Below are 16,908 nucleotides of genomic sequence, written 5' to 3'. Positions count from 1 at the left end.
GGCCTCAAATTGCAGGTAATTTCGCATCGCGGTCTGCGAGGCTGCCGACGCCCCCGCCAGCGCTGCCCCCCGCACGCCGCAGGCGCAGCGCATTCCCCACCACGACTACCGACGACAGCGCCATCGCGCCGGCCGCCAACGCAGGCGAAAGCATCCAACCGAACGCAGGGTAAAGCACCCCCGCAGCCACGGGTATCAGCAGGACATTGTAGGCGAAGGCCCAGAACAAATTCTGGCGGATGTTAACCATTGTCGCCCGCGCCACCTGCCGCGCGCGCAGCACGCCCGCGATATCACCGCTCATCAACACCACATCGGCGCTCTCTATCGCAATGTCGGTGCCATTACCTACGGCCAGCCCCACGTTGGCGGTCGCCAAGGCGGCGGCGTCGTTGATGCCGTCACCCGTAAAGGCCACGGGGCCGCTGGCTTGAAGCGCCAGTATCGCGTCGCGCTTGCCTTCGGGCAGCACTTCAGCCAGCACCTCGTCCACCCCCAGTTGCGCGGCAATACGCTGCGCATTGGCCTTGGCATCGCCCGAGATCATCACCACGCGCGCGCCCGATGCGCGCAGCGCGGCAACCGTCTGACTCGCGTCGGGCTTGACCTGATCCGCGACCGTCAGCCACCCCGCGATTTGCCCGTCGCGCGCAATCAGCACCGGCGCCTGCCCGTCGACGGCCAATGCGGCCAGCTGTGCGGAAACAGGAGCCAGATCGATCTGCTCGCGCGCCATCAGACGCTGGTTGCCTATCGCCAAACGGTGCCCTCCAACCGCCCCCGTAACGCCCATGCCGGGCACGGCCACAACATCCTGTGCCAGCGGCAATGCGCGCCCCGCCGCACCCGCGACAATCGCCTGCGCGGTGGGATGTTCGGACAGCGCCTCGACCGCCGCAACCTCGGCCAGCAGGTCGCCGTCAACGCGGCTTTCAAATGTTTGCAAGCGCGGCTTGCCTTCGGTCAGCGTGCCGGTTTTATCAAAGGCAAAAGTCGTGACATCGGACAGCCGCTGCAACGCGTCGCCCTTGCGGAACAGCACGCCCAGTTCTGCCGCGCGCCCCGCCCCCACAATGATCGAAACCGGCACCGCCAGCCCCATCGCACAGGGGCACGCGATGATCAGCACCGACACTCCCGCCACCAGCGCATGGCTTAGGCGCGGATCGGGCCCAAAGACCAGCCAAACGGCCACCGTCAGCGCGGCCAGCGCCATCACCACGGGCACGAACCAGAGGGTGATGCGGTTAACCAGATCCTGCACAGGCAGGCGCGCGCCCTGCGCTTCCTCGACCATGGTCAGAATGCGCGCTAGCACGGTTTCACCGCCCACGGCGGTCACTTCAGCCCGCATCATACCGACACCGTTCAGCGTGCCGCCGACCAGCGCATCGCCTTCGGCTTTCGTCGCGGGCATCGGCTCGCCGGTGATCATGCTTTCGTCCACATAAGACTGGCCCGACAGCACGCGCGCGTCCGTGGCGATGCGCGCGCCCGGCCGCAATTGCAGCACATCGCCAACCTGCAGCGCGGCGACTGGCACTTCAACCGGCCCGCCCTCGCGCTCCACCCACGCGGTCGCAGGGCGCAAATCCATTAGGCGACGAATGGCCGCACCAGCGCGCCCGCGGGCCCGCGCCTCTAGCCAGCGCCCCGCGAGGATCAGCGTCACGATGACGCCCGCCGCCTCGAAGTAGACGACGCGCCCCGCGTCGGGCACAAGCCCCGGCAGGAACAGCACAAAGCTGGAATACAGCCACGCGGCCCCTGCGCCCACCGCCACCAGCGCGTTCATATCGGGCGCGCTGTGCAGCAGCGCCGGGATACCGCGCCGAAAGAAGACCTGCCCGGGCCACGCCAGCACCGCCGTAATCAGCAGAAATTCGAACAGCCATAGCGTCAGCGGCAGCGCACCAAACGCGCCGTGCAGCGCATGGCCAAGGCCGGGGATCAGGTGGCTGCCCATTTCCAGCACGAAGACCGGCGCAGTTAGTGCGGCGGCGACCAGCAGATTGCGCTGCAAAACAGCAGCCTCGGCGGCGTCGCGATCTTCGCGGGCAGCCTCGTCTTGCCGCAAGCGGGCGTCATAGCCAGCGCGTGTCACCGCAGCGACCAGACGGTCGGCGTCGCGCGACAGATCATCCAGCTGCGCGGTGCGCGTCGCCAAGTTCACGTGAGCATTCGACACGCCCGGCACCGCAGCCAGCGCCTTTTCTACGCGCGCGACGCAGGATGCACAGGTCATCCCCTCGATTTCCAAAACGCGGTGCTGCGCTTGGGCGGGGTAGCCCGCCTTGTCCAACGCTGCAGCCACGTTCTGGGTAACTTCGGCAGCAGTCGCGCCCGCAGCCAAGCTGACGCGCCCCACATGCGTTGCCAAATTCACATCGGCCTGCGCCACGCCATCGACCTTCGACAGCACTTTTTGCGCACGCGCCGCACACGAGGCACAGGTCATACCCTGAATATCAAAGGACAGTTCCATTTGGGCCCCCTTTCCTGATTCGCACCTAGATAGGGCCTTCCCAAATGGTAAGGTCAAGCGCGCCTCAGCTGCCGCGATAGGTCGAATAGCTGAAAGGCGACAGCAGCAACGGGACGTGGTAATGGTCATCTGCAGCCATCCCGAACCGGATCGGGACGATATCCAGAAAATCACGCGTCATGCCGTGGGCGACCAGATAATCCCCCGCATGGAAGACCAATTCGTAGGCGCCCAGCGCGAAAGCGGCCTCGGGCAAAATCGGGCCATCGGTGCGCCCGTCGCTGTTGGTCACTTTGGTCGCGATCAGCAGGCGGCCGCCATCCAAGCTACCATCCAGGCGGAACAGCTCGATCGTCAGGCCTACGGCAGGGCAGCCGCGCGCTGTGTCCAAAACGTGGGTCGTCAGGTAGCCAGTGCTCATTTCTTGGTCCTCCGGTGGAATTTTGCAGCGGCCAGCTTGCAACTTTCCCGCCGCGCGCGCTACGCCTGATTGGAAGGATCGGAGAAGAAAATGACAAACCGCTATCCGCGTGATTTCAGGGGCTACGGCCCGAACGCCCCAGACGCAGCGTGGCCCAGCGGGGCCAAAGTCGCCATATCCATGGTACTGAACTATGAAGAAGGCGGCGAAAACAACGTCTTGCACGGCGACGCCGCGTCCGAGGCGTTCCTGTCGGACATCGCAGGTGCCGCCATGTGGCCGGGGATGCGCCACTGGAATATGGAATCGATCTATGAATACGGCGCGCGCGCGGGCTTTTGGCGCCTGCACCGCCTGTTCACGGGGCTGAAAGTTCCTGTCACGATTTACGGCGTCGCCACCGCGCTGGCGCGCAACCCCGAACAGGTCGCCGCCATGAAGGATGCGGGCTGGGAAATCGCCAGCCACGGCTGGAAGTGGGTCGAGCATAAAGACATGCCCGCCGAGGTCGAACGCACCCAGATCGCCGAGGCCATCCGCCTGCACACCGAGGTTGTGGGCGAGCCGCCCAAGGGCTGGTACACCGGCCGCTGTTCCGCCAACACCGTCGCCCTGACCGCCGAAACCGGTGAGTTCGACTGGATCTCGGACACCTACGACGACGACCTGCCCTATTGGCTAGAGGTCGGCGATCGCGACCAGCTGGTCATCCCCTACACGCTGGAGGCAAACGACATGCGCTTTGCCACCGCGCCGGGCTATATCGAGGGCGAGCAGTTCTTCCAGTATCTGAAAGACAGCTTCGACACGCTTTATGCCGAGGGGCTGGCGGGTCAGGCCAAGATGTTCTCGGTCGGGTTGCACAACCGCCTGATCGGTCGCCCCGGCAAGGTCGCGGGGCTGAAGCGGTTCCTAGATTACGCGCTGTCGCACGACGGCGTCTGGTTTGCCACGCGCGGCCAAATCGCCGCGCACTGGGCCGAACACCACCCCCACCAGCGGATCGAACGCCCAAGCAAGATGGACCGCGACACATTCGTGGCGCGCTTCGGCGGCATTATCGAACACAGCCCGTGGGTCGCCGAACGCGCCTTTGATCTGGAACTAGGCCCCGCGCATGACAGCGCCGTCGGCCTGCAAAATGCGCTGGTGCGCATACTGCGCTCGGCCTCGCGCGCGGAAAAGCTGGGCGTGCTGAACGCACACCCTGATCTGGCTGGTAAACTGGCTGCGGCCAAGCGCCTGACGGCCGAGTCCACCGCAGAACAAGCCAGCGCAGGGCTGGATGCGCTGACGGATGAGGAACGCGCGACCTTCACCCGCCTGAACACCGCCTATGTGGAAAAGTTCGGCTTCCCGTTCATTATCGCGGTGCGTGACAACACCAAAGCCAGCATCATGGCCGCGTTCGAGCGCCGCCTTGCAAACGATACCGACACCGAATTTACCGAGGGGCTGCGCCAAGTCGAACGCATCGCCCTACTGCGCCTGAAAGCGATGCTGCCATGACCTACGCCTTCCCCCCCGGCGGCATGCCGCCTCTGACCGACGACCCCGCCGACGCCGGTGCCATTTTTACCGAGGCCTATGCCTTTATCCCCGCCTCGGTCATGCGTGACATTGTCGCCAGCCTGCTGCCCGGCTGGGACAAAACCCGCGCATGGATCATCGCCCGCCCGTTGACCGGCTTTGCCGAAACCTTTGCCCAATACGCGGTCGAGGTCGCGCCCGGCGGCGGATCGACCATGCCCGAACCTGACGCGGGTGCCGAAGGCGTGCTGTTCGTGGCTGAGGGCGAAATGCGCCTGACCCTCGACGGGGCTGCCCACACGCTGGTGGCGGGCGGATACGCCTTCCTGCCCCCCGGCACCATTTGGACGGTGCTGAATACGGGTGATAGCCTGTTGAAATTCCACTGGGTCCGCAAGCGCTATGAACCCGCACCGGGCCTGCCCGTGCCTGCGGCCTTCGTCACATCCGACGCGGAAAACCCGATCAACTGGATGCCCGGCACTGACAAATGGGGCACGACGCGCTTTGCCGACCCCAACGACCTGCGCCACGACATGCACGTTAACATCGTGACCTTCAAACCAGAAGGCCGCATCCCCTTTGCCGAAACCCATATCATGGAACACGGCCTTTATGTGCTGGAAGGTACGGCGGAATATCTGCTGAACCGCGATTGGGTCTCGGTCAAGGCCGGAGATTTCATGTGGCTGCGCGCGTGGTGCCCGCAGGCCTGCATCGCGACAGGCGACGGCCCCTTTCGCTATCTGCTGTATAAAGACGTGAACCGCCACCCCAGCCTGACACTGGGCGGATGGGCCGCGAAATGATCACCGCGCGCCCCCTGACCGCGGCGGACTTCGCACCCTATGGCGATGTGCTGGACGCCAGCGGTGACCCCGACCGCATCATCAATGCCGGCATGTGCGGTCGCTACCACGACCGCGCACGGCTGGACTTTGCCGACGGCGGGCGCGCGGGCCTCAGCATCTTTAACGCGACCCCGCGCACGCTGCCCTACGCGCTGGATCTGCTGGAGCGCCACCCGCTGGGGGCGCAGGCCTTTGTGCCGATGACCCAGCACCCGTTTCTGGTGATCGTGGCGCAAGATGCAAACGGCCAGCCCGGCCAGATCGAAGCGTTCGTCACCACCCCCGGCCAAGCGATTAACTTCCATCGGGGCACGTGGCACGGGGTGCTGACCCCGCTGCACAGCCCCGGCCTATTCGCAGTGGTCGATTACATCGGCGCGGGCGACAACCTTGAGGAAGTCATCCTGCCCGCCCCCATCACCGTCACAGTGCCGCCAGAGCTGCGTTAACCCCGCGCACCCCCGCATAAAGCTGCTGCCAAATGGCAAAGCGCTGCTCGGCCAAGGCCGCAGCGGCAGGCGCGGGGGTGAACACACGATCGACGGGCACCAACGCCTGCGCGGCGGCGGCCAGGTCGTCGGTCAGGCCTATCCCTGCCGCCGCCATCACACCTGCCCCCATCGCCCCCGCGTCGCGCGCCTGCATGCGCACCACGGGACGCTGCATCACATCGGCGCGGATTTGGCACCATGCGTCCGATGCCGTCCCGCCGCCACCCACGCGCACCACCGCGGGGCGCATGCCCCCCGCCTTTTCAAGTGCCTCGAGGGCGAGGCGCGCCGAAAAGGCGACCCCCTCCATCACAGCGGCGACCATCCGTGGCGCCTCGGTCGAGCTATCCAATCCTGCAAAAACACCGCGCGCCACGGCGTCCCACAGCGGGGCACGCTCGCCTTCTAGATGCGGCAAAAACAGTGGACTGCGGGGGTAGATCACCTCGCCCTCGGCCATCTGCGCGGCGGCCGCGGGCGTCACATTCAGCAGCCGCGCCAGCCAATCCAGCGAGGCGCCGCCCGCTTGCGTCGGGCCTGCGTGCAGCGTGATGCCGCGCCATGCGGGGAAGGTAATGACACCCGCCACAGGGTTGCGTGTGGCCGAAATCAGCGCCAGCACCTCGGACGTGCCGGACAGGTTCATGCCCTCGCCCTCGGCCGCAACGCCAACCCCGAACATCGACGCCCACGCGTCCATCGTGCCCGCAACCACCGGCACGCCTTGGAACACACCTTGCATCTGCCCGATGACATCCAACGGGTCGCGCAGCGGCGCCAGCCGCCGCGCCGCATCGGGCAGCAAATCCAGCACCGCGCGGGCATAGGCCATATCGGTCCCCACCAGCCCGACCGAGGCAATCGGGTCAGCGGCAAGCTGCCCCGTCAGCCGCGCGATGATGTAGTCTTTCGGGGCCAGTACATAGGCGGTGCGCGCCCAAAGGTCGGGGTGCGCCTCGGCCAGCCACGCCATACGGGACAGCGCGTGGCTGGCGTCTATCTGCATCGGCGTGCCCAGCGCCGCGATCTTTTGATCGACCGTCAGCGCTCCATCCAACCGCGAGGCCGCCACAGCCGCGCGCCCGTCAGCCCAATTGATCGCAGGCAACAAAGGCTGCAAATCGGCATCAACAAACACATGGGTGTTCACCTGCGACGTCACCCCGACCGCCGCGACGCGCCCCGCCTGCGGGTGCGCAGCAAATTCGTCCAGCGCGCGCATCACATGGTGCAACCAATCCGCAGGGTCCTGTTCAACCAACCCCGGCGCAGGGCGCGCGGTCGCATAGGGCGCACCATAGCTGGCAAGGCGCTGGCCACTTTCGTCGAACATCACGGCCTTGACCGCCGTTGTGCCAATATCGACGCCAACCAGAACTGCCTTGGACATTTTCCCTCCGCTATTTTGGGCTGCCGCTTGCGCGGACGCTGGACAGTGGGGTGCGCCGCTGCCATTCATGGCCAGATCAATCATAATCCTTCAGGCTGAGGAAGACCTGTCATGATCCGTAAGGGACAAGCCATTGCCACCGCCGCCGTTTTCGCCGCACTGGGCGGCAGCGCCGCTTGGGCCGAAACGGTCTCGGTCATTACCCCCTATCTCGCCCAACCCGGCACACAGTTTTATGTCGAGGCGTTTCAGGCCCGCGCCGCCGAACTGGGCTGGGACGTGAACGTCGTTGATACCGCAGGCGATGTCGCCGCCGTTATCAGCCGGATCGAGGATGCCGTGATCCAGAACGTCGATGCTATCGTCATCAACGTCGATCCCGTTCAGGTCGGGGCCGGTCTTGCGGCTGCGGCCGATGCCGGCATTCCGGTTGTCGGGATGGATGCGGGCAGCGACCCGCAGCTGGCCGCAAACGTCACGTCGAACGGCTACGCGATGGCTGCCGAAACGGCTGTCTACGTCGCCGACCGCCTGCACGGCGCAGGTAACATCGTGATGATCACCTTTGACCCCTTCCCGCCGGTGCAGGTGCGCGGTGTGATCGCCGATGCCGTTTTCGCCAACTTCCCCGACATCAAGGTGCTGGACCGCATCACCCCTGACGTGTCCGACGGCGGCATCGCCGACAGCCGCGCCAAGATGGAGGCGATCCTGACCGCCAACCCCGAACCGGGCTCGATTTCGGCCGTCTGGGCGGCATGGGACCAGCCCGCCCTTGGGGCGCTGCAGGCGATCGAGGCGGCGGGCCGCGCAGATGAAGGCATCGTGATCACCGGCATCGACGCGAACCCGCAGGCCCGTGACGCCGTCGCCGCTGGCGGCAACTTCGAGGCCACCGTTGCGCAGGATTTCGCCGGCATCGGCCGCACCACCGCCGACACCGTCGCCCGCCTGCTGGGCGGCGAGGAGCTGCGTAGCAAGAACGTCTATGTCCCGACCGTGCTGATCACCAGCGCGAATGCGGCCGAATAACAAAGGCGGGGCGGGATGACCGCCCCTTTTCCCATGACGACCCTGATCCTTTCCGACATCAGCCGCCGCTATGGCGCGGTACAGGCGCTGCAAGGCGTCGACCTCACCCTGCAATCAGGCGAAATTCATGCCTTGATGGGTGAAAACGGCGCGGGAAAATCCACGCTGATCCGCGTGCTGGCCGCGCTGGAGCGCCCCGATAGCGGCACTTTCGCGCTGGATGGCACCCCCATTCGCCCCGATGCAGCCGTTCGCCGCATCCGCTTTATCCATCAGGAACTGCAGGTCGTCCCGACCCTGTCCGTCGCGGAAAACATGCACCTTGCGCACCCCTACCCGCGCCGCTTTGGTCTGGTAGACTGGCGCGCGCTGCACGCTGCAGCGGGCGCGGCGCTGGCGCGGCTGGGGCTGGATCACATTTCGCCCCGCCAGCCCATGGCCCAGCTGGGCCCGGGCGATCAGATGCTGGTGCGCATCGCGGCAACGCTAATCGGCGACGGCGACGCGCCATGGCTTTATGTGATGGACGAGCCCACCGCCGCCCTGACCGGTGACGAGGCCGCGCGCCTGTTTATCGTCATCCGCCAGTTGGTCGCGCGAGGGGCCGGCATCCTCTATGTCTCGCACCGTATGGGCGAGGTCATGGCGCTATCCGACCGGATCACCGTGCTGCGCGACGGCCAGCTGGTTGAAACCCGTGCGCGCGCCGAAACCGACCAGTCGCGCATCATCACCGCCATGACCGGCCGCGCGATGATCGACCTTTACCCCCCGCGCCCCGCCACGGCCGAATTTGCGCCGCGCTTGGTCGTTAAGGGCTTGACCGCAGGCCGCGTGAAAGACGCCAGTTTCACCGTCGGTAAGGGCGAGATATTGGCGCTGGCCGGGCTGGCGGGCGCTGGGCGCAGTTCTATCCTGTCGGCCCTGGCTGGCGCGATTCCCCTGCGCAGTGGGCAAGCCACGCTGGACGGCACGCCGATTGCACACGGGCCAACCGCAGCATGGGCGCACGGCATCGCCCATGTCCCCCCCGAACGGCGCGCCGAAGGGTTGATGCTGGACCAAAGCATTACCGACAATATCGTCCTGCCCCATCTGGCGTCCCTGTCCCGCGCGGGGCTGCGCAACCAATGGGCCGAGCGCGCTTTAGCCAGCGCGCAGGGCCAAGCCGTGCGCCTCAAAGCTGCCTCGATCCAGCATCCGGTGCTGTCCCTCTCGGGCGGGAACCAGCAAAAGGTGCTGTTTGCCCGTGCCTTGGCCGGGAATCCGCGCCTGCTGCTGCTGAACGAGCCGACGCGCGGCGTCGATGTGGCGGCGAAGTTCGATATTTACCAAATCATCCGCCAGCTGGCCGACAGCGGCGTCAGCGTCATCGTCGCCTCGTCCGACCTGCCGGAGCTGATCGGACTAGCCGACCGCATCGCAGTGCTGGTCGGCGGCGAGATTCGCGAGATCATTCCCAACGAAAAGCTGACCGAAGGTCTGTTGCTGACCCGGTGCTACGCCAGCAAAGGAGAGGCCGCATGACATCATATCTGCGCCGTTTCGCCAGCCTGATCGGTATGGCTGCCATTGTCGTGTTCTTCTGGATCAACCTGCCCGACACGTTCATGACCGCGCGCAACTGGCTGAATATCAGCCAACAAGTCAGCATGTTGCTGGTTGTCGCTGTGGCGATGACGGTGGTGATGGCGATGAACGACTTCGACCTGTCGGTCGGGGCGATGGCATCGCTTGCGGGTGTGGTGGCGGGAGTTTTGTTCACCCAAGGCTGGGATATCGGGCCGACCATCGCGGCGGCGCTGGCGATTGGCTTGCTGGGCGGCTTGCTGAACGGCGTGCTGATTGCGGGGGTCGGCATTTTGCCGTTCATCGCAACGCTGGCGACCATGACCATCTTTTCTGGCCTCGCCATGCTGGTCTCGGGCGGCAAGACGATTTTCGGGGCCGCAATCCCGACGGCCTTCGCCGAATTCGCACGCGGCGGCATCCCGCTATGGGAAGACGCGGGCCGCGTAACGCGCCTGCCTGCGCTGACTGTTGTAGCGTTGCTGGTGGCCGTCGCGCTGTGGCTGGTTCTGGAACAAACCAGCTATGGCCGCCGCCTTTATGCCATCGGCGGCAATGCGACGGCTGCGCGCTTGGCGGGTGTACGGGTGGCATGGCTGCGGGCCAGCGCTTTTGCGTTTACTGGCGTTGGCGCGGCGGCGGCGGGGCTGATGTATGCCAGCCGCCTGGCATCGGCCAACCCCGTGCAGGGCGACGGGCTGATGCTGAATGCGATTGCAGCCGTATTTTTGGGAATGACGCTGACACAAAACGGTCAGCCGCGCGTTCTGGCCACGATCGCTGGCGTGCTGACATTGGCGGTGATGGAAAACGGCCTGACGCAAATGCGCGTCGATAGCTATGTGTCGAAAGTCATGGTCGGCGTCATTATCTTGCTGGCGGTCAGCCTGTCGGCCATCAGCCGCCGCAGGGCCGCGCGGGGCTAAACCCCCGCGCGCCTATCGCGCCTATTCAGCCTCGTTCGACTTCGATGCGTTCAGCAACGCGTAGTTTTGATCGCCCAAGCGGTCCAGCAGATCCAGCTGCGTTTCAAGGAAGTCGATATGCCCCTCCTCGTCGGCTAGCAGCTCGTCAAACAGCTGTTTGGATACATGGTCACCGACCTCGGCGCAGTATTCGCGGGCTTCTTTGTAAAGGGCACGGGCCTCGACCTCGGCCGCCAGATCGCATTCGACGGATTCGCGTGGGGTCTGGCCAATACGCAGCGGGTCAAGCTTTTGCAGATTGGGGTGGCCTTCCAGAAAGATCACACGCTGGATCAGCTTATCTGCGTGCTGCATCTCCTCGATGCTTTCTGCGCGGGATTTGGCGGCCATGGCACCAAGGCCCCAGTCTTCCTGCAGGCGGTAGTGTAGCCAATACTGGTTCACGGCTGTCAATTCGCTGCGAATGCCGCGGTTAAGGTATTCGATAACTTTCGCGTCGCCCTTCATCTTCCAAGTCCTGTGTCTGGACGCGGCGCAAGCCGCGCAGTTGCATTGGTACTTGAAGATTAGCGTTCTGGCGCATGGTTGAAAGGAAAAGTGGCAGGCAACTGCCACAATCGGCAGATTTTCCCAAGGCGCGATAGACTTTTCCGGGCGTAATCAGCGTAAAGGCGTCGGACGCGCGCATCCAATCGACTGCGGCGTGGATGTCTTTATCGGTGATTCCCAAACAAGAACAGACGATCATGGGTTGCCCGCGTTGGTCGCCGCGACGTTGCGGCAGCCCGTACTGGATGACGGCTTGGGGCTCTGCTGTCAATCCTGACAAAAACTATCGCCTGTCACGATTTCCTGACAATTTCCCTTTGACCGCAGCCGATCAAACATCTACGTCTTTGCCGAGACTTGAAGCCGCCCTTGTAAAGCCGCCCTCGTCGCGGCGACCAACTGGCACACCGACTACGGAAGGAACCTGCCATGCTTCTGCGTTCGACGCTGACCGCCGCCAGCCTCGCCTTTGTGGCCATGCCCGCATTCGCCGACCCCGTCACCATCCAGCACGCCCAAGGCGAGCTGACGCTGGACGCCACGCCCGAAAAGGTGCTGGTGATGGATATCAATACACTGGACAACTTCGCCGCGCTGGGGCTGACGCCCGCTGGCGTGCCCAAAGGCAACCTGCATGGCCCCGCAGCCGTGTTCGACACCGATGAATTCATCAACGTCGGCACCCTGTTCGAGCCTGATCTGGAAGCCATCAACGCCGCCGAAGCTGATCTGATGATTGTCGGCGGCCGTTCGGCGCGCGCCTACCCCGCCGTGTCGGAAATTGTGCCGACCATCGACATGTCGTTCGACAACGGCAACCTGTTCGACGACGTTGAAAAGAATCTGACCACGCTGGGCAACCTGTTCGGCGTTGAAGACCGCGCCGCCGAATTGGTCGCCGACCTGCAAGCCCGCCGCGAGGCTGTGAAGGCCGCCGCCGAAGGAAAAGGCACCGCCGTTGTGCTGGTGACCAACGCCGGCAATCTGGGCACCTATGGCCCGGTCAGCCGTCTGGGCTGGATCTTTACCGATCTGGGCTTTACCCCGCTGGAAGAAAACATCGACGACCGCTTCCATGGTGGTGACGCGATCAGCTTCGAATACGTGCTTGAGCGCAACCCCGATTACGTTTTTGTCCTCGACCGTGATGCGGGCGTTGGCAATGCCGACAACACCGGTGCCGCCGCAGCCCTGCTCGACAATGATCTGTTCAACCAGACCACTGCAGCCCAAAACGGCCACGTGATCTATCTGGATCCCTACTCGGCCTATATCACCTTTGGCGGTTACAACGCGCTTGTCACGCTGACCGACCAAATTATGGCCGGTATTCAATAAGGTTGCTAGCGTGCCGCCCTTCGGGGCGGCACGCGGCTTTTAATACTCATGCGTTTCATCCTTGCTTTGGTCTTGCTGGCCGTTCTGGCCTGCACTAGCTTGTTTATCGGCGTCAGCCACGTCAACCTCCGCACTTTGCTAGAGGGGGGAATGGATGGCCGCGCGATGCAGGTTTTGTTCGTTAGCCGCATCCCGCGCACGCTAGCCCTGATCCTTGCGGGGTCGTCGATGGCGATCTCGGGGCTGCTGATGCAAATGATGATCCGCAACCGCTTTGTCGAACCATCGACCGTGGGCACGGTAGAATCCGCCGCGCTTGGACTGCTGCTGGCGACGATTTTCGTGCCCGGCGCGCCGATGATTGTGAAAATGCTGCTGGGCGCGCTGGCAGCGTTGCTGGGCACCACGCTGTTTCTGCAAATCCTGCGCAAAGTGCCGCTGCGCGATGTGCTGATGGTGCCGCTGGTAGGCATCATGCTGAGCGGGGTGATCGGGGCGATCACCACCTTCATCGCCTATCGCTGGAACCTGATGCCGACGGTGCTGGCGTGGCAAACGGGCGACTTTTCCGGTGTGCTGCGCGGCCGATATGAGCTGCTGTGGCTGGGAATGGTTTTCGGCGTCATCGCACTGATCGCCGCCGACCGCTTTACCGTGGCGGGCATGGGCCGCGACTTCACCGTCAATTTGGGCCTGAACTACCGCCGCGTGGTGACACTGGGGCTGGTGATCGTATCACTGATTTCGGCCACGGTTCTGGTGTCTGTCGGGATGATCCCGTTTCTGGGGCTGATCGTGCCCAATATCGTCAGCCTGATGATTGGCGACAATATGCGCCGCGCGGTGCCTTGGGTGGCTGTGCTGGGGGCATGCTTTGTCATGGCCTGCGATATTTTGGGCCGCGTCGTACGCTATCCTTATGAAATTCCGATCGGAACGGTCGTCGGCGTCATCGGCGCTGCGATTTTCCTCTATCTGCTGCTGAGGAAACAGACACGTGCCGCTTGATCCCGCCACCCGCCGCGCGCGCATCGTGCTGATCGTTCTGGCGATCATCGCGGTCATCGCCATCGCCTGCTTCATGACGCTGGGGGCCCGGGGCTCGTGGGCGTTCGTGCTGAAACTGCGCGGGACAAAGCTGGCTGGCCTTGTGCTGGTCGCAACCGCAATCGCCACTTCGACGGTGCTGTTCCAGACGGTGACGAACAACCGCATCCTGACCCCGTCGATCATGGGGTTCGACGCGCTTTACATTCTGATCCAGACGCTGCTGGTCGCCACATTGGGCACCGTGCGGCTATCGCAAGTGAACGGAGACCTGCTTTACGCGGTCGAGGTGCTCGCGATGCTGGTCTTCTCGGGACTGCTGTTCCGATGGCTGTTCGTCGGGCACGAGCGATCAATCCACCTGTTGGTGCTGGTCGGCATTATCTTCGGCACGTTCTTCCGCAGCCTGTCGGGCTTCGTGCAGCGCATTCTGGACCCGAATGAATTTCAGGTGCTGCAAGACATGTTCTTCGGCAGCTTCAATATGATCGACCGGTCGCTGCTGGGCTTTTCCGCCCTTATTTTGGGCGCTGCGATGCTATGGACCCTGCTGCTGGTGCGCCGTCTGGATGTTGTGGGGCTGGGCCGCGCAACGGCTGTTAGCTTGGGGCTGAACTACCGGTCAACGGTGATGCAGGCCCTTATAATCTGCGCGATCATGGTCTCGGTCTCGACCGCGCTGGTGGGGCCTGTGACATTCTTTGGCCTGCTGGTGGCCAGCCTTGCCCACCGGCTGTTGGGCATGGATAAGCACCGCTACCTGCTACCCACCGCCATCTTGCTGGGCATCATCACGCTGGTCGGTGGCCAGACGATCCTGGAACGTGTCTTCGCGTTCAACACCGCCCTAAGCATCATCGTCGAATTCCTCGGCGGGATCACCTTCATCTACCTTGTCATGCGCCGGAGCCAAACCCGATGATCGTCGCGACCGAAGTTTCCAAAGCTTATGGCGATACGCTTGTCGTCGATGATGTGACGCTGACGATCCCCGCGCAGGGGATTACAGCCATCATCGGCCCGAACGGGGCGGGTAAATCGACCCTTCTGTCGATTGCCGCGCGCCTGCTGGCCGCCGACAAGGGCACGGTAACCGTCGACGGGATGGATGTGACGACGACGCCGTCCGACACGCTTGCGCGGCATCTGGCGATTTTGCGGCAGGATAACCACCTGTCCTCGCGCCTGACTGTGCGTGATCTGGTGACGTTCGGGCGCTACCCCTATTCCAAGGGGCGCCCGACGCTGGACGATAAAGAACATGTCGACCGCGCCATCAGCTATCTGGGGTTGGACGAACTGGCGGGGCGCTATTTGGACGAGCTGTCGGGCGGGCAGCGCCAGCGCGCGTTTGTGGCGATGGTGCTGTGCCAAGACACCGATTACGTGCTGCTAGACGAGCCGCTGAACAACCTTGATATGAAGCACGCGCGCAGCATGATGCAACTGCTACGCCGCGCCACGCGCGAGTTGGGCAAGACCGTCGTGTTGGTGCTGCACGACATCAACTTTGCCGCGTGGTACGCCGATACGGTCGTGGCCATGCGCGATGGCCGCTTGGTTCGCAGCGGCACCGTGCCCGAAATGATCCGCCCCGAAGTGCTGCACGAGATCTATGATATGGAGATCGCCGTCCACGAATTTGCGGGCAACCGGATCTGTCTTTTCTACGAATAAATCGCGCGCAGCGCCCCCAGCGCGGTGCGCCACAGCACGCGCCCGCTGGCCCCTGCCCCCGTATCGCGCATCTTTACGGGCACGCGCACGGCCTGTAACCTGATCGCGGTGATGGCAGACGGGACAGCGGCGCTAGGCACCCACGCGCCGCGCGGCAGAATTTTGCACGGCACATTCGCATCCCCGACCCACCGGCCAAAGCGCATAAAAAGCGCACAAGACAGTCCAAACGATAGCACGGCCCGCCCCGCACCATCATTGCGGCGCTGCCGATGTGCCATGACAGCGCCCACATCCCCGCTGACGACCCGCTCCAGCCACGGCTGCATCTGGCCCAGCGCGATCGGCTGGTCGGCATCCACCACCATGATCACGCCAGCACTTGATGCCGCAACGCCTGCGTTCAGCGCCGCCCCGTGGCCTTGGTTGTGCTGGCTGATGAGGCGAATGCGACTGTCGGACATCACCTCGGCCCGCACCAGCGCGGCAGTATCGTCGGTCGAGCCGTCATCGACCACAATCAATTCAGCCCCACTGGTTTTATTCAACAGGGCCTTACGCACTTCGTCGATCGCGGCGCGAATGCCGGCCCCTTCGTTGAAGGCCGGCATGATAATGCTAATCTGCGGCATCATTCGCCAGCGCACCAACGATCGCGCCGATATTATGGCGCTGCATCGCCTCGTAATCGGCAGCGGGGCCGCTAGCGTCCGAGAAGTTCTCGGCGAACAGCGGCGCACCCAGCGGGATCGAGAGCTCGGACGCGATCTGGGTGATCAGGCGGCTGTCGGCCCCATTGACGGGGAACGCTGCGGCCGCCCCGTCGTCGCGCAAATCGCGCAAAACCGCAGCGAGGCTAGCGGCCGACGGTTCGCTCTCGGTCGACACGCCCTGCAGCCCTTCGAAGGTCAGGCCATAGGCCGCGCCAAGGTAGGCAAAGGCGTTGTGGGGCACGATCAGCGTGCGGCCATCGGCGGCAACCGCCTGCAAATCGGCCCGCAATTCAGCATCCAGCGCCGACCAATCGGCATGCGTCTGCGCCTGACGCGCTTGGTAAGCGGCGCAGTTTTCAGCATCAAGTCCGCAGAGTGCTTCGGCAATATTATCGATATAGATCAGCGCGTTCGGGATAGCTTGAAATGCGTGCGGATCGGGGGCTTCGCCGCTTTCCTCATCATCCGCGTGATTATGATCGTGGTCATGATGCGCGTCTTGATCGCCATGGTCGTCCCCATGCACGTGCGGGGTGCCCTGCAGAACCGCTACCCCCGTGCTGGCGACGACGACAGGTGCTGTAGCATCACTGGCGGTGATGAGGCGGTCGATGAATCCCTCGAACCCCAAACCGTTCACGACGATCAGATCGGCCCCAACCAACAGCGCAGCGTCAGCAGGCGTCGGCTCGTACATATGCGCATCGCCGCCCGCGCCGACCAGCGAGGTCACTGTGACGTCCTCTCCCCCGACTCGCTGCACGAAGTCGCCCAAAACGGGAAAAGTTACGACCACCCGAAGCGGGGCAGCCGCTGCCGTTCCGGCAACGAGAACCGCGCCCAAAGCGAGCGAAAAATGCAGTTTCATCCGAAGATCTCCGCGTTGTTG

General features: G+C 64.0%; 17 protein-coding genes. 10 read left to right on the top strand and 7 right to left on the bottom strand.

Features of this window, described 5'->3' with window-relative positions; translation table 11 throughout:
* Positions 1–4: 4 nt before the first annotated feature.
* Both BVG79_RS03790 and uraH read right to left on the bottom strand, forming a co-directional pair.
* Positions 5–2,485 carry a heavy metal translocating P-type ATPase gene (locus tag BVG79_RS03790; protein WP_085785716.1) on the bottom strand — a complete coding sequence of 827 codons (2,481 nt, stop codon included), beginning with the start codon at positions 2,483–2,485 and terminating at the stop codon, positions 5–7.
* Positions 2,486–2,549: 64 nt separating this feature from the next.
* Positions 2,550–2,906, bottom strand: a complete 357-nt coding sequence (gene uraH, locus BVG79_RS03785; protein WP_085785715.1) for a hydroxyisourate hydrolase — start codon at positions 2,904–2,906, stop codon at positions 2,550–2,552.
* 90 nt (positions 2,907–2,996) lie between these two features.
* On the opposite strand from uraH, the gene puuE reads away from it, so the two are divergent.
* Genes puuE through BVG79_RS03770 form a run of 3 tightly spaced genes read left to right on the top strand, consistent with a single transcriptional unit; the run spans position 2,997 to position 5,736 of the window.
* A complete protein-coding gene (gene puuE / locus BVG79_RS03780; RefSeq protein WP_085787226.1) occupies positions 2,997–4,415 on the top strand; it encodes an allantoinase PuuE in 1,419 nt (472 codons plus the stop codon).
* Complete coding sequence (locus tag BVG79_RS03775; protein WP_085785714.1) at positions 4,412–5,245, top strand: bifunctional allantoicase/(S)-ureidoglycine aminohydrolase; 834 nt, start codon at positions 4,412–4,414, stop codon at positions 5,243–5,245. Before puuE ends, BVG79_RS03775 begins: the two co-directional genes overlap by 4 nt.
* The gene (locus tag BVG79_RS03770) at positions 5,242–5,736 is read left to right on the top strand and encodes an ureidoglycolate lyase (RefSeq protein ID WP_085787225.1); all 495 of its coding nucleotides are present in this window, start codon (positions 5,242–5,244) and stop codon (positions 5,734–5,736) included. The genes BVG79_RS03775 and BVG79_RS03770 overlap by 4 nt, the downstream gene beginning before the upstream one ends.
* Here the strand turns inward: BVG79_RS03770 and BVG79_RS03765 are convergent.
* Positions 5,711–7,168: a xylulokinase gene (locus BVG79_RS03765; protein WP_085787227.1), complete on the bottom strand. Its 1,458-nt coding sequence runs from the start codon at positions 7,166–7,168 to the stop codon at positions 5,711–5,713. The genes BVG79_RS03770 and BVG79_RS03765 overlap by 26 nt on opposite strands.
* A 111-nt stretch (positions 7,169–7,279) precedes the next feature.
* On the opposite strand from BVG79_RS03765, the gene BVG79_RS03760 reads away from it, so the two are divergent.
* The 3 genes from BVG79_RS03760 to BVG79_RS03750 are packed head-to-tail and all read left to right on the top strand — an operon-like array spanning position 7,280 to position 10,695.
* Positions 7,280–8,200, top strand: coding sequence for a substrate-binding domain-containing protein (locus BVG79_RS03760; protein WP_085785713.1), 921 nt, complete (start codon positions 7,280–7,282; stop codon positions 8,198–8,200).
* A 15-nt stretch (positions 8,201–8,215) separates the two neighbouring features.
* A complete protein-coding gene (locus BVG79_RS03755; protein WP_236951408.1) occupies positions 8,216–9,727 on the top strand; it encodes a sugar ABC transporter ATP-binding protein in 1,512 nt (503 codons plus the stop codon).
* Positions 9,724–10,695: an ABC transporter permease gene (locus tag BVG79_RS03750; protein ID WP_085785711.1), complete on the top strand. Its 972-nt coding sequence runs from the start codon at positions 9,724–9,726 to the stop codon at positions 10,693–10,695. Before BVG79_RS03755 ends, BVG79_RS03750 begins: the two co-directional genes overlap by 4 nt.
* A gap of 21 nt (positions 10,696–10,716) precedes the next feature.
* Here BVG79_RS03750 and bfr read toward each other — a convergent pair whose 3' ends face one another.
* Together bfr and BVG79_RS03740 are read right to left on the bottom strand one after the other, a co-directional pair.
* Positions 10,717–11,202, bottom strand: coding sequence for a bacterioferritin (gene bfr / locus BVG79_RS03745; RefSeq protein WP_085785710.1), 486 nt, complete (start codon positions 11,200–11,202; stop codon positions 10,717–10,719).
* A complete protein-coding gene (locus BVG79_RS03740; protein ID WP_085787224.1) occupies positions 11,168–11,443 on the bottom strand; it encodes a (2Fe-2S)-binding protein in 276 nt (91 codons plus the stop codon). Before BVG79_RS03740 ends, bfr begins: the two co-directional genes overlap by 35 nt.
* A gap of 230 nt (positions 11,444–11,673) precedes the next feature.
* On the opposite strand from BVG79_RS03740, the gene BVG79_RS03735 reads away from it, so the two are divergent.
* The 4 genes from BVG79_RS03735 to BVG79_RS03720 are packed head-to-tail and all read left to right on the top strand — an operon-like array spanning position 11,674 to position 15,306.
* Positions 11,674–12,582, top strand: a complete 909-nt coding sequence (locus BVG79_RS03735) for a siderophore ABC transporter substrate-binding protein (protein WP_085785709.1) — start codon at positions 11,674–11,676, stop codon at positions 12,580–12,582.
* 48 nt (positions 12,583–12,630) lie between these two features.
* Complete coding sequence (locus BVG79_RS03730) at positions 12,631–13,590, top strand: ABC transporter permease (protein ID WP_085785708.1); 960 nt, start codon at positions 12,631–12,633, stop codon at positions 13,588–13,590.
* Positions 13,580–14,551 (top strand): iron chelate uptake ABC transporter family permease subunit, encoded by a 972-nt coding sequence (locus tag BVG79_RS03725; protein ID WP_085785707.1) that lies wholly within the window; start codon positions 13,580–13,582, stop codon positions 14,549–14,551. The genes BVG79_RS03730 and BVG79_RS03725 overlap by 11 nt, the downstream gene beginning before the upstream one ends.
* The gene (locus tag BVG79_RS03720) at positions 14,548–15,306 is read left to right on the top strand and encodes an iron ABC transporter ATP-binding protein (protein ID WP_085785706.1); all 759 of its coding nucleotides are present in this window, start codon (positions 14,548–14,550) and stop codon (positions 15,304–15,306) included. The genes BVG79_RS03725 and BVG79_RS03720 overlap by 4 nt, the downstream gene beginning before the upstream one ends.
* On the opposite strand, the gene BVG79_RS03715 is transcribed toward BVG79_RS03720, so the two are convergent.
* On the bottom strand, positions 15,297–15,941 hold the full coding sequence (locus tag BVG79_RS03715) for a glycosyltransferase family 2 protein (RefSeq protein ID WP_236951407.1): 645 nt from the start codon (positions 15,939–15,941) through the stop codon (positions 15,297–15,299). The genes BVG79_RS03720 and BVG79_RS03715 overlap by 10 nt on opposite strands.
* Positions 15,925–16,887: a metal ABC transporter solute-binding protein, Zn/Mn family gene (locus tag BVG79_RS03710; RefSeq protein ID WP_085785705.1), complete on the bottom strand. Its 963-nt coding sequence runs from the start codon at positions 16,885–16,887 to the stop codon at positions 15,925–15,927. The genes BVG79_RS03715 and BVG79_RS03710 overlap by 17 nt, the downstream gene beginning before the upstream one ends.
* Positions 16,888–16,908: the final 21 nt, after the last annotated feature.

The sequence above is a fragment of the Ketogulonicigenium robustum genome (assembly GCF_002117445.1).
Classification (GTDB): Bacteria; Pseudomonadota; Alphaproteobacteria; order Rhodobacterales; family Rhodobacteraceae; genus Ketogulonicigenium; species Ketogulonicigenium robustum.
The sequence above is the reverse complement of the archived record's forward strand: the minus strand, read 5'-3'. Positions and strand labels throughout refer to the sequence as shown.

What these genes read in the sequence shown, in the direction of transcription:
- uraH (WP_085785715.1), bottom strand. Translation starts at nt 2,906, where the DNA reads ATGAGCACTGGCTACCTGACGACCCACGTTTTGGACACAGCGCGCGGC.
- BVG79_RS03735 (WP_085785709.1), top strand. Translation starts at nt 11,674, where the DNA reads ATGCTTCTGCGTTCGACGCTGACCGCCGCCAGCCTCGCCTTTGTGGCC.
- bfr (WP_085785710.1), bottom strand. Translation starts at nt 11,202, where the DNA reads ATGAAGGGCGACGCGAAAGTTATCGAATACCTTAACCGCGGCATTCGC.
- BVG79_RS03790 (WP_085785716.1), bottom strand. Translation starts at nt 2,485, where the DNA reads ATGGAACTGTCCTTTGATATTCAGGGTATGACCTGTGCCTCGTGTGCG.
- BVG79_RS03760 (WP_085785713.1), top strand. Translation starts at nt 7,280, where the DNA reads ATGATCCGTAAGGGACAAGCCATTGCCACCGCCGCCGTTTTCGCCGCA.
- BVG79_RS03710 (WP_085785705.1), bottom strand. Translation starts at nt 16,887, where the DNA reads ATGAAACTGCATTTTTCGCTCGCTTTGGGCGCGGTTCTCGTTGCCGGA.
- BVG79_RS03775 (WP_085785714.1), top strand. Translation starts at nt 4,412, where the DNA reads ATGACCTACGCCTTCCCCCCCGGCGGCATGCCGCCTCTGACCGACGAC.
- BVG79_RS03730 (WP_085785708.1), top strand. Translation starts at nt 12,631, where the DNA reads ATGCGTTTCATCCTTGCTTTGGTCTTGCTGGCCGTTCTGGCCTGCACT.
- BVG79_RS03770 (WP_085787225.1), top strand. Translation starts at nt 5,242, where the DNA reads ATGATCACCGCGCGCCCCCTGACCGCGGCGGACTTCGCACCCTATGGC.
- BVG79_RS03720 (WP_085785706.1), top strand. Translation starts at nt 14,548, where the DNA reads ATGATCGTCGCGACCGAAGTTTCCAAAGCTTATGGCGATACGCTTGTC.
- BVG79_RS03755 (WP_236951408.1), top strand. Translation starts at nt 8,216, where the DNA reads ATGACCGCCCCTTTTCCCATGACGACCCTGATCCTTTCCGACATCAGC.
- BVG79_RS03715 (WP_236951407.1), bottom strand. Translation starts at nt 15,941, where the DNA reads ATGATGCCGCAGATTAGCATTATCATGCCGGCCTTCAACGAAGGGGCC.
- BVG79_RS03750 (WP_085785711.1), top strand. Translation starts at nt 9,724, where the DNA reads ATGACATCATATCTGCGCCGTTTCGCCAGCCTGATCGGTATGGCTGCC.
- puuE (WP_085787226.1), top strand. Translation starts at nt 2,997, where the DNA reads ATGACAAACCGCTATCCGCGTGATTTCAGGGGCTACGGCCCGAACGCC.
- BVG79_RS03740 (WP_085787224.1), bottom strand. Translation starts at nt 11,443, where the DNA reads ATGATCGTCTGTTCTTGTTTGGGAATCACCGATAAAGACATCCACGCC.
- BVG79_RS03765 (WP_085787227.1), bottom strand. Translation starts at nt 7,168, where the DNA reads ATGTCCAAGGCAGTTCTGGTTGGCGTCGATATTGGCACAACGGCGGTC.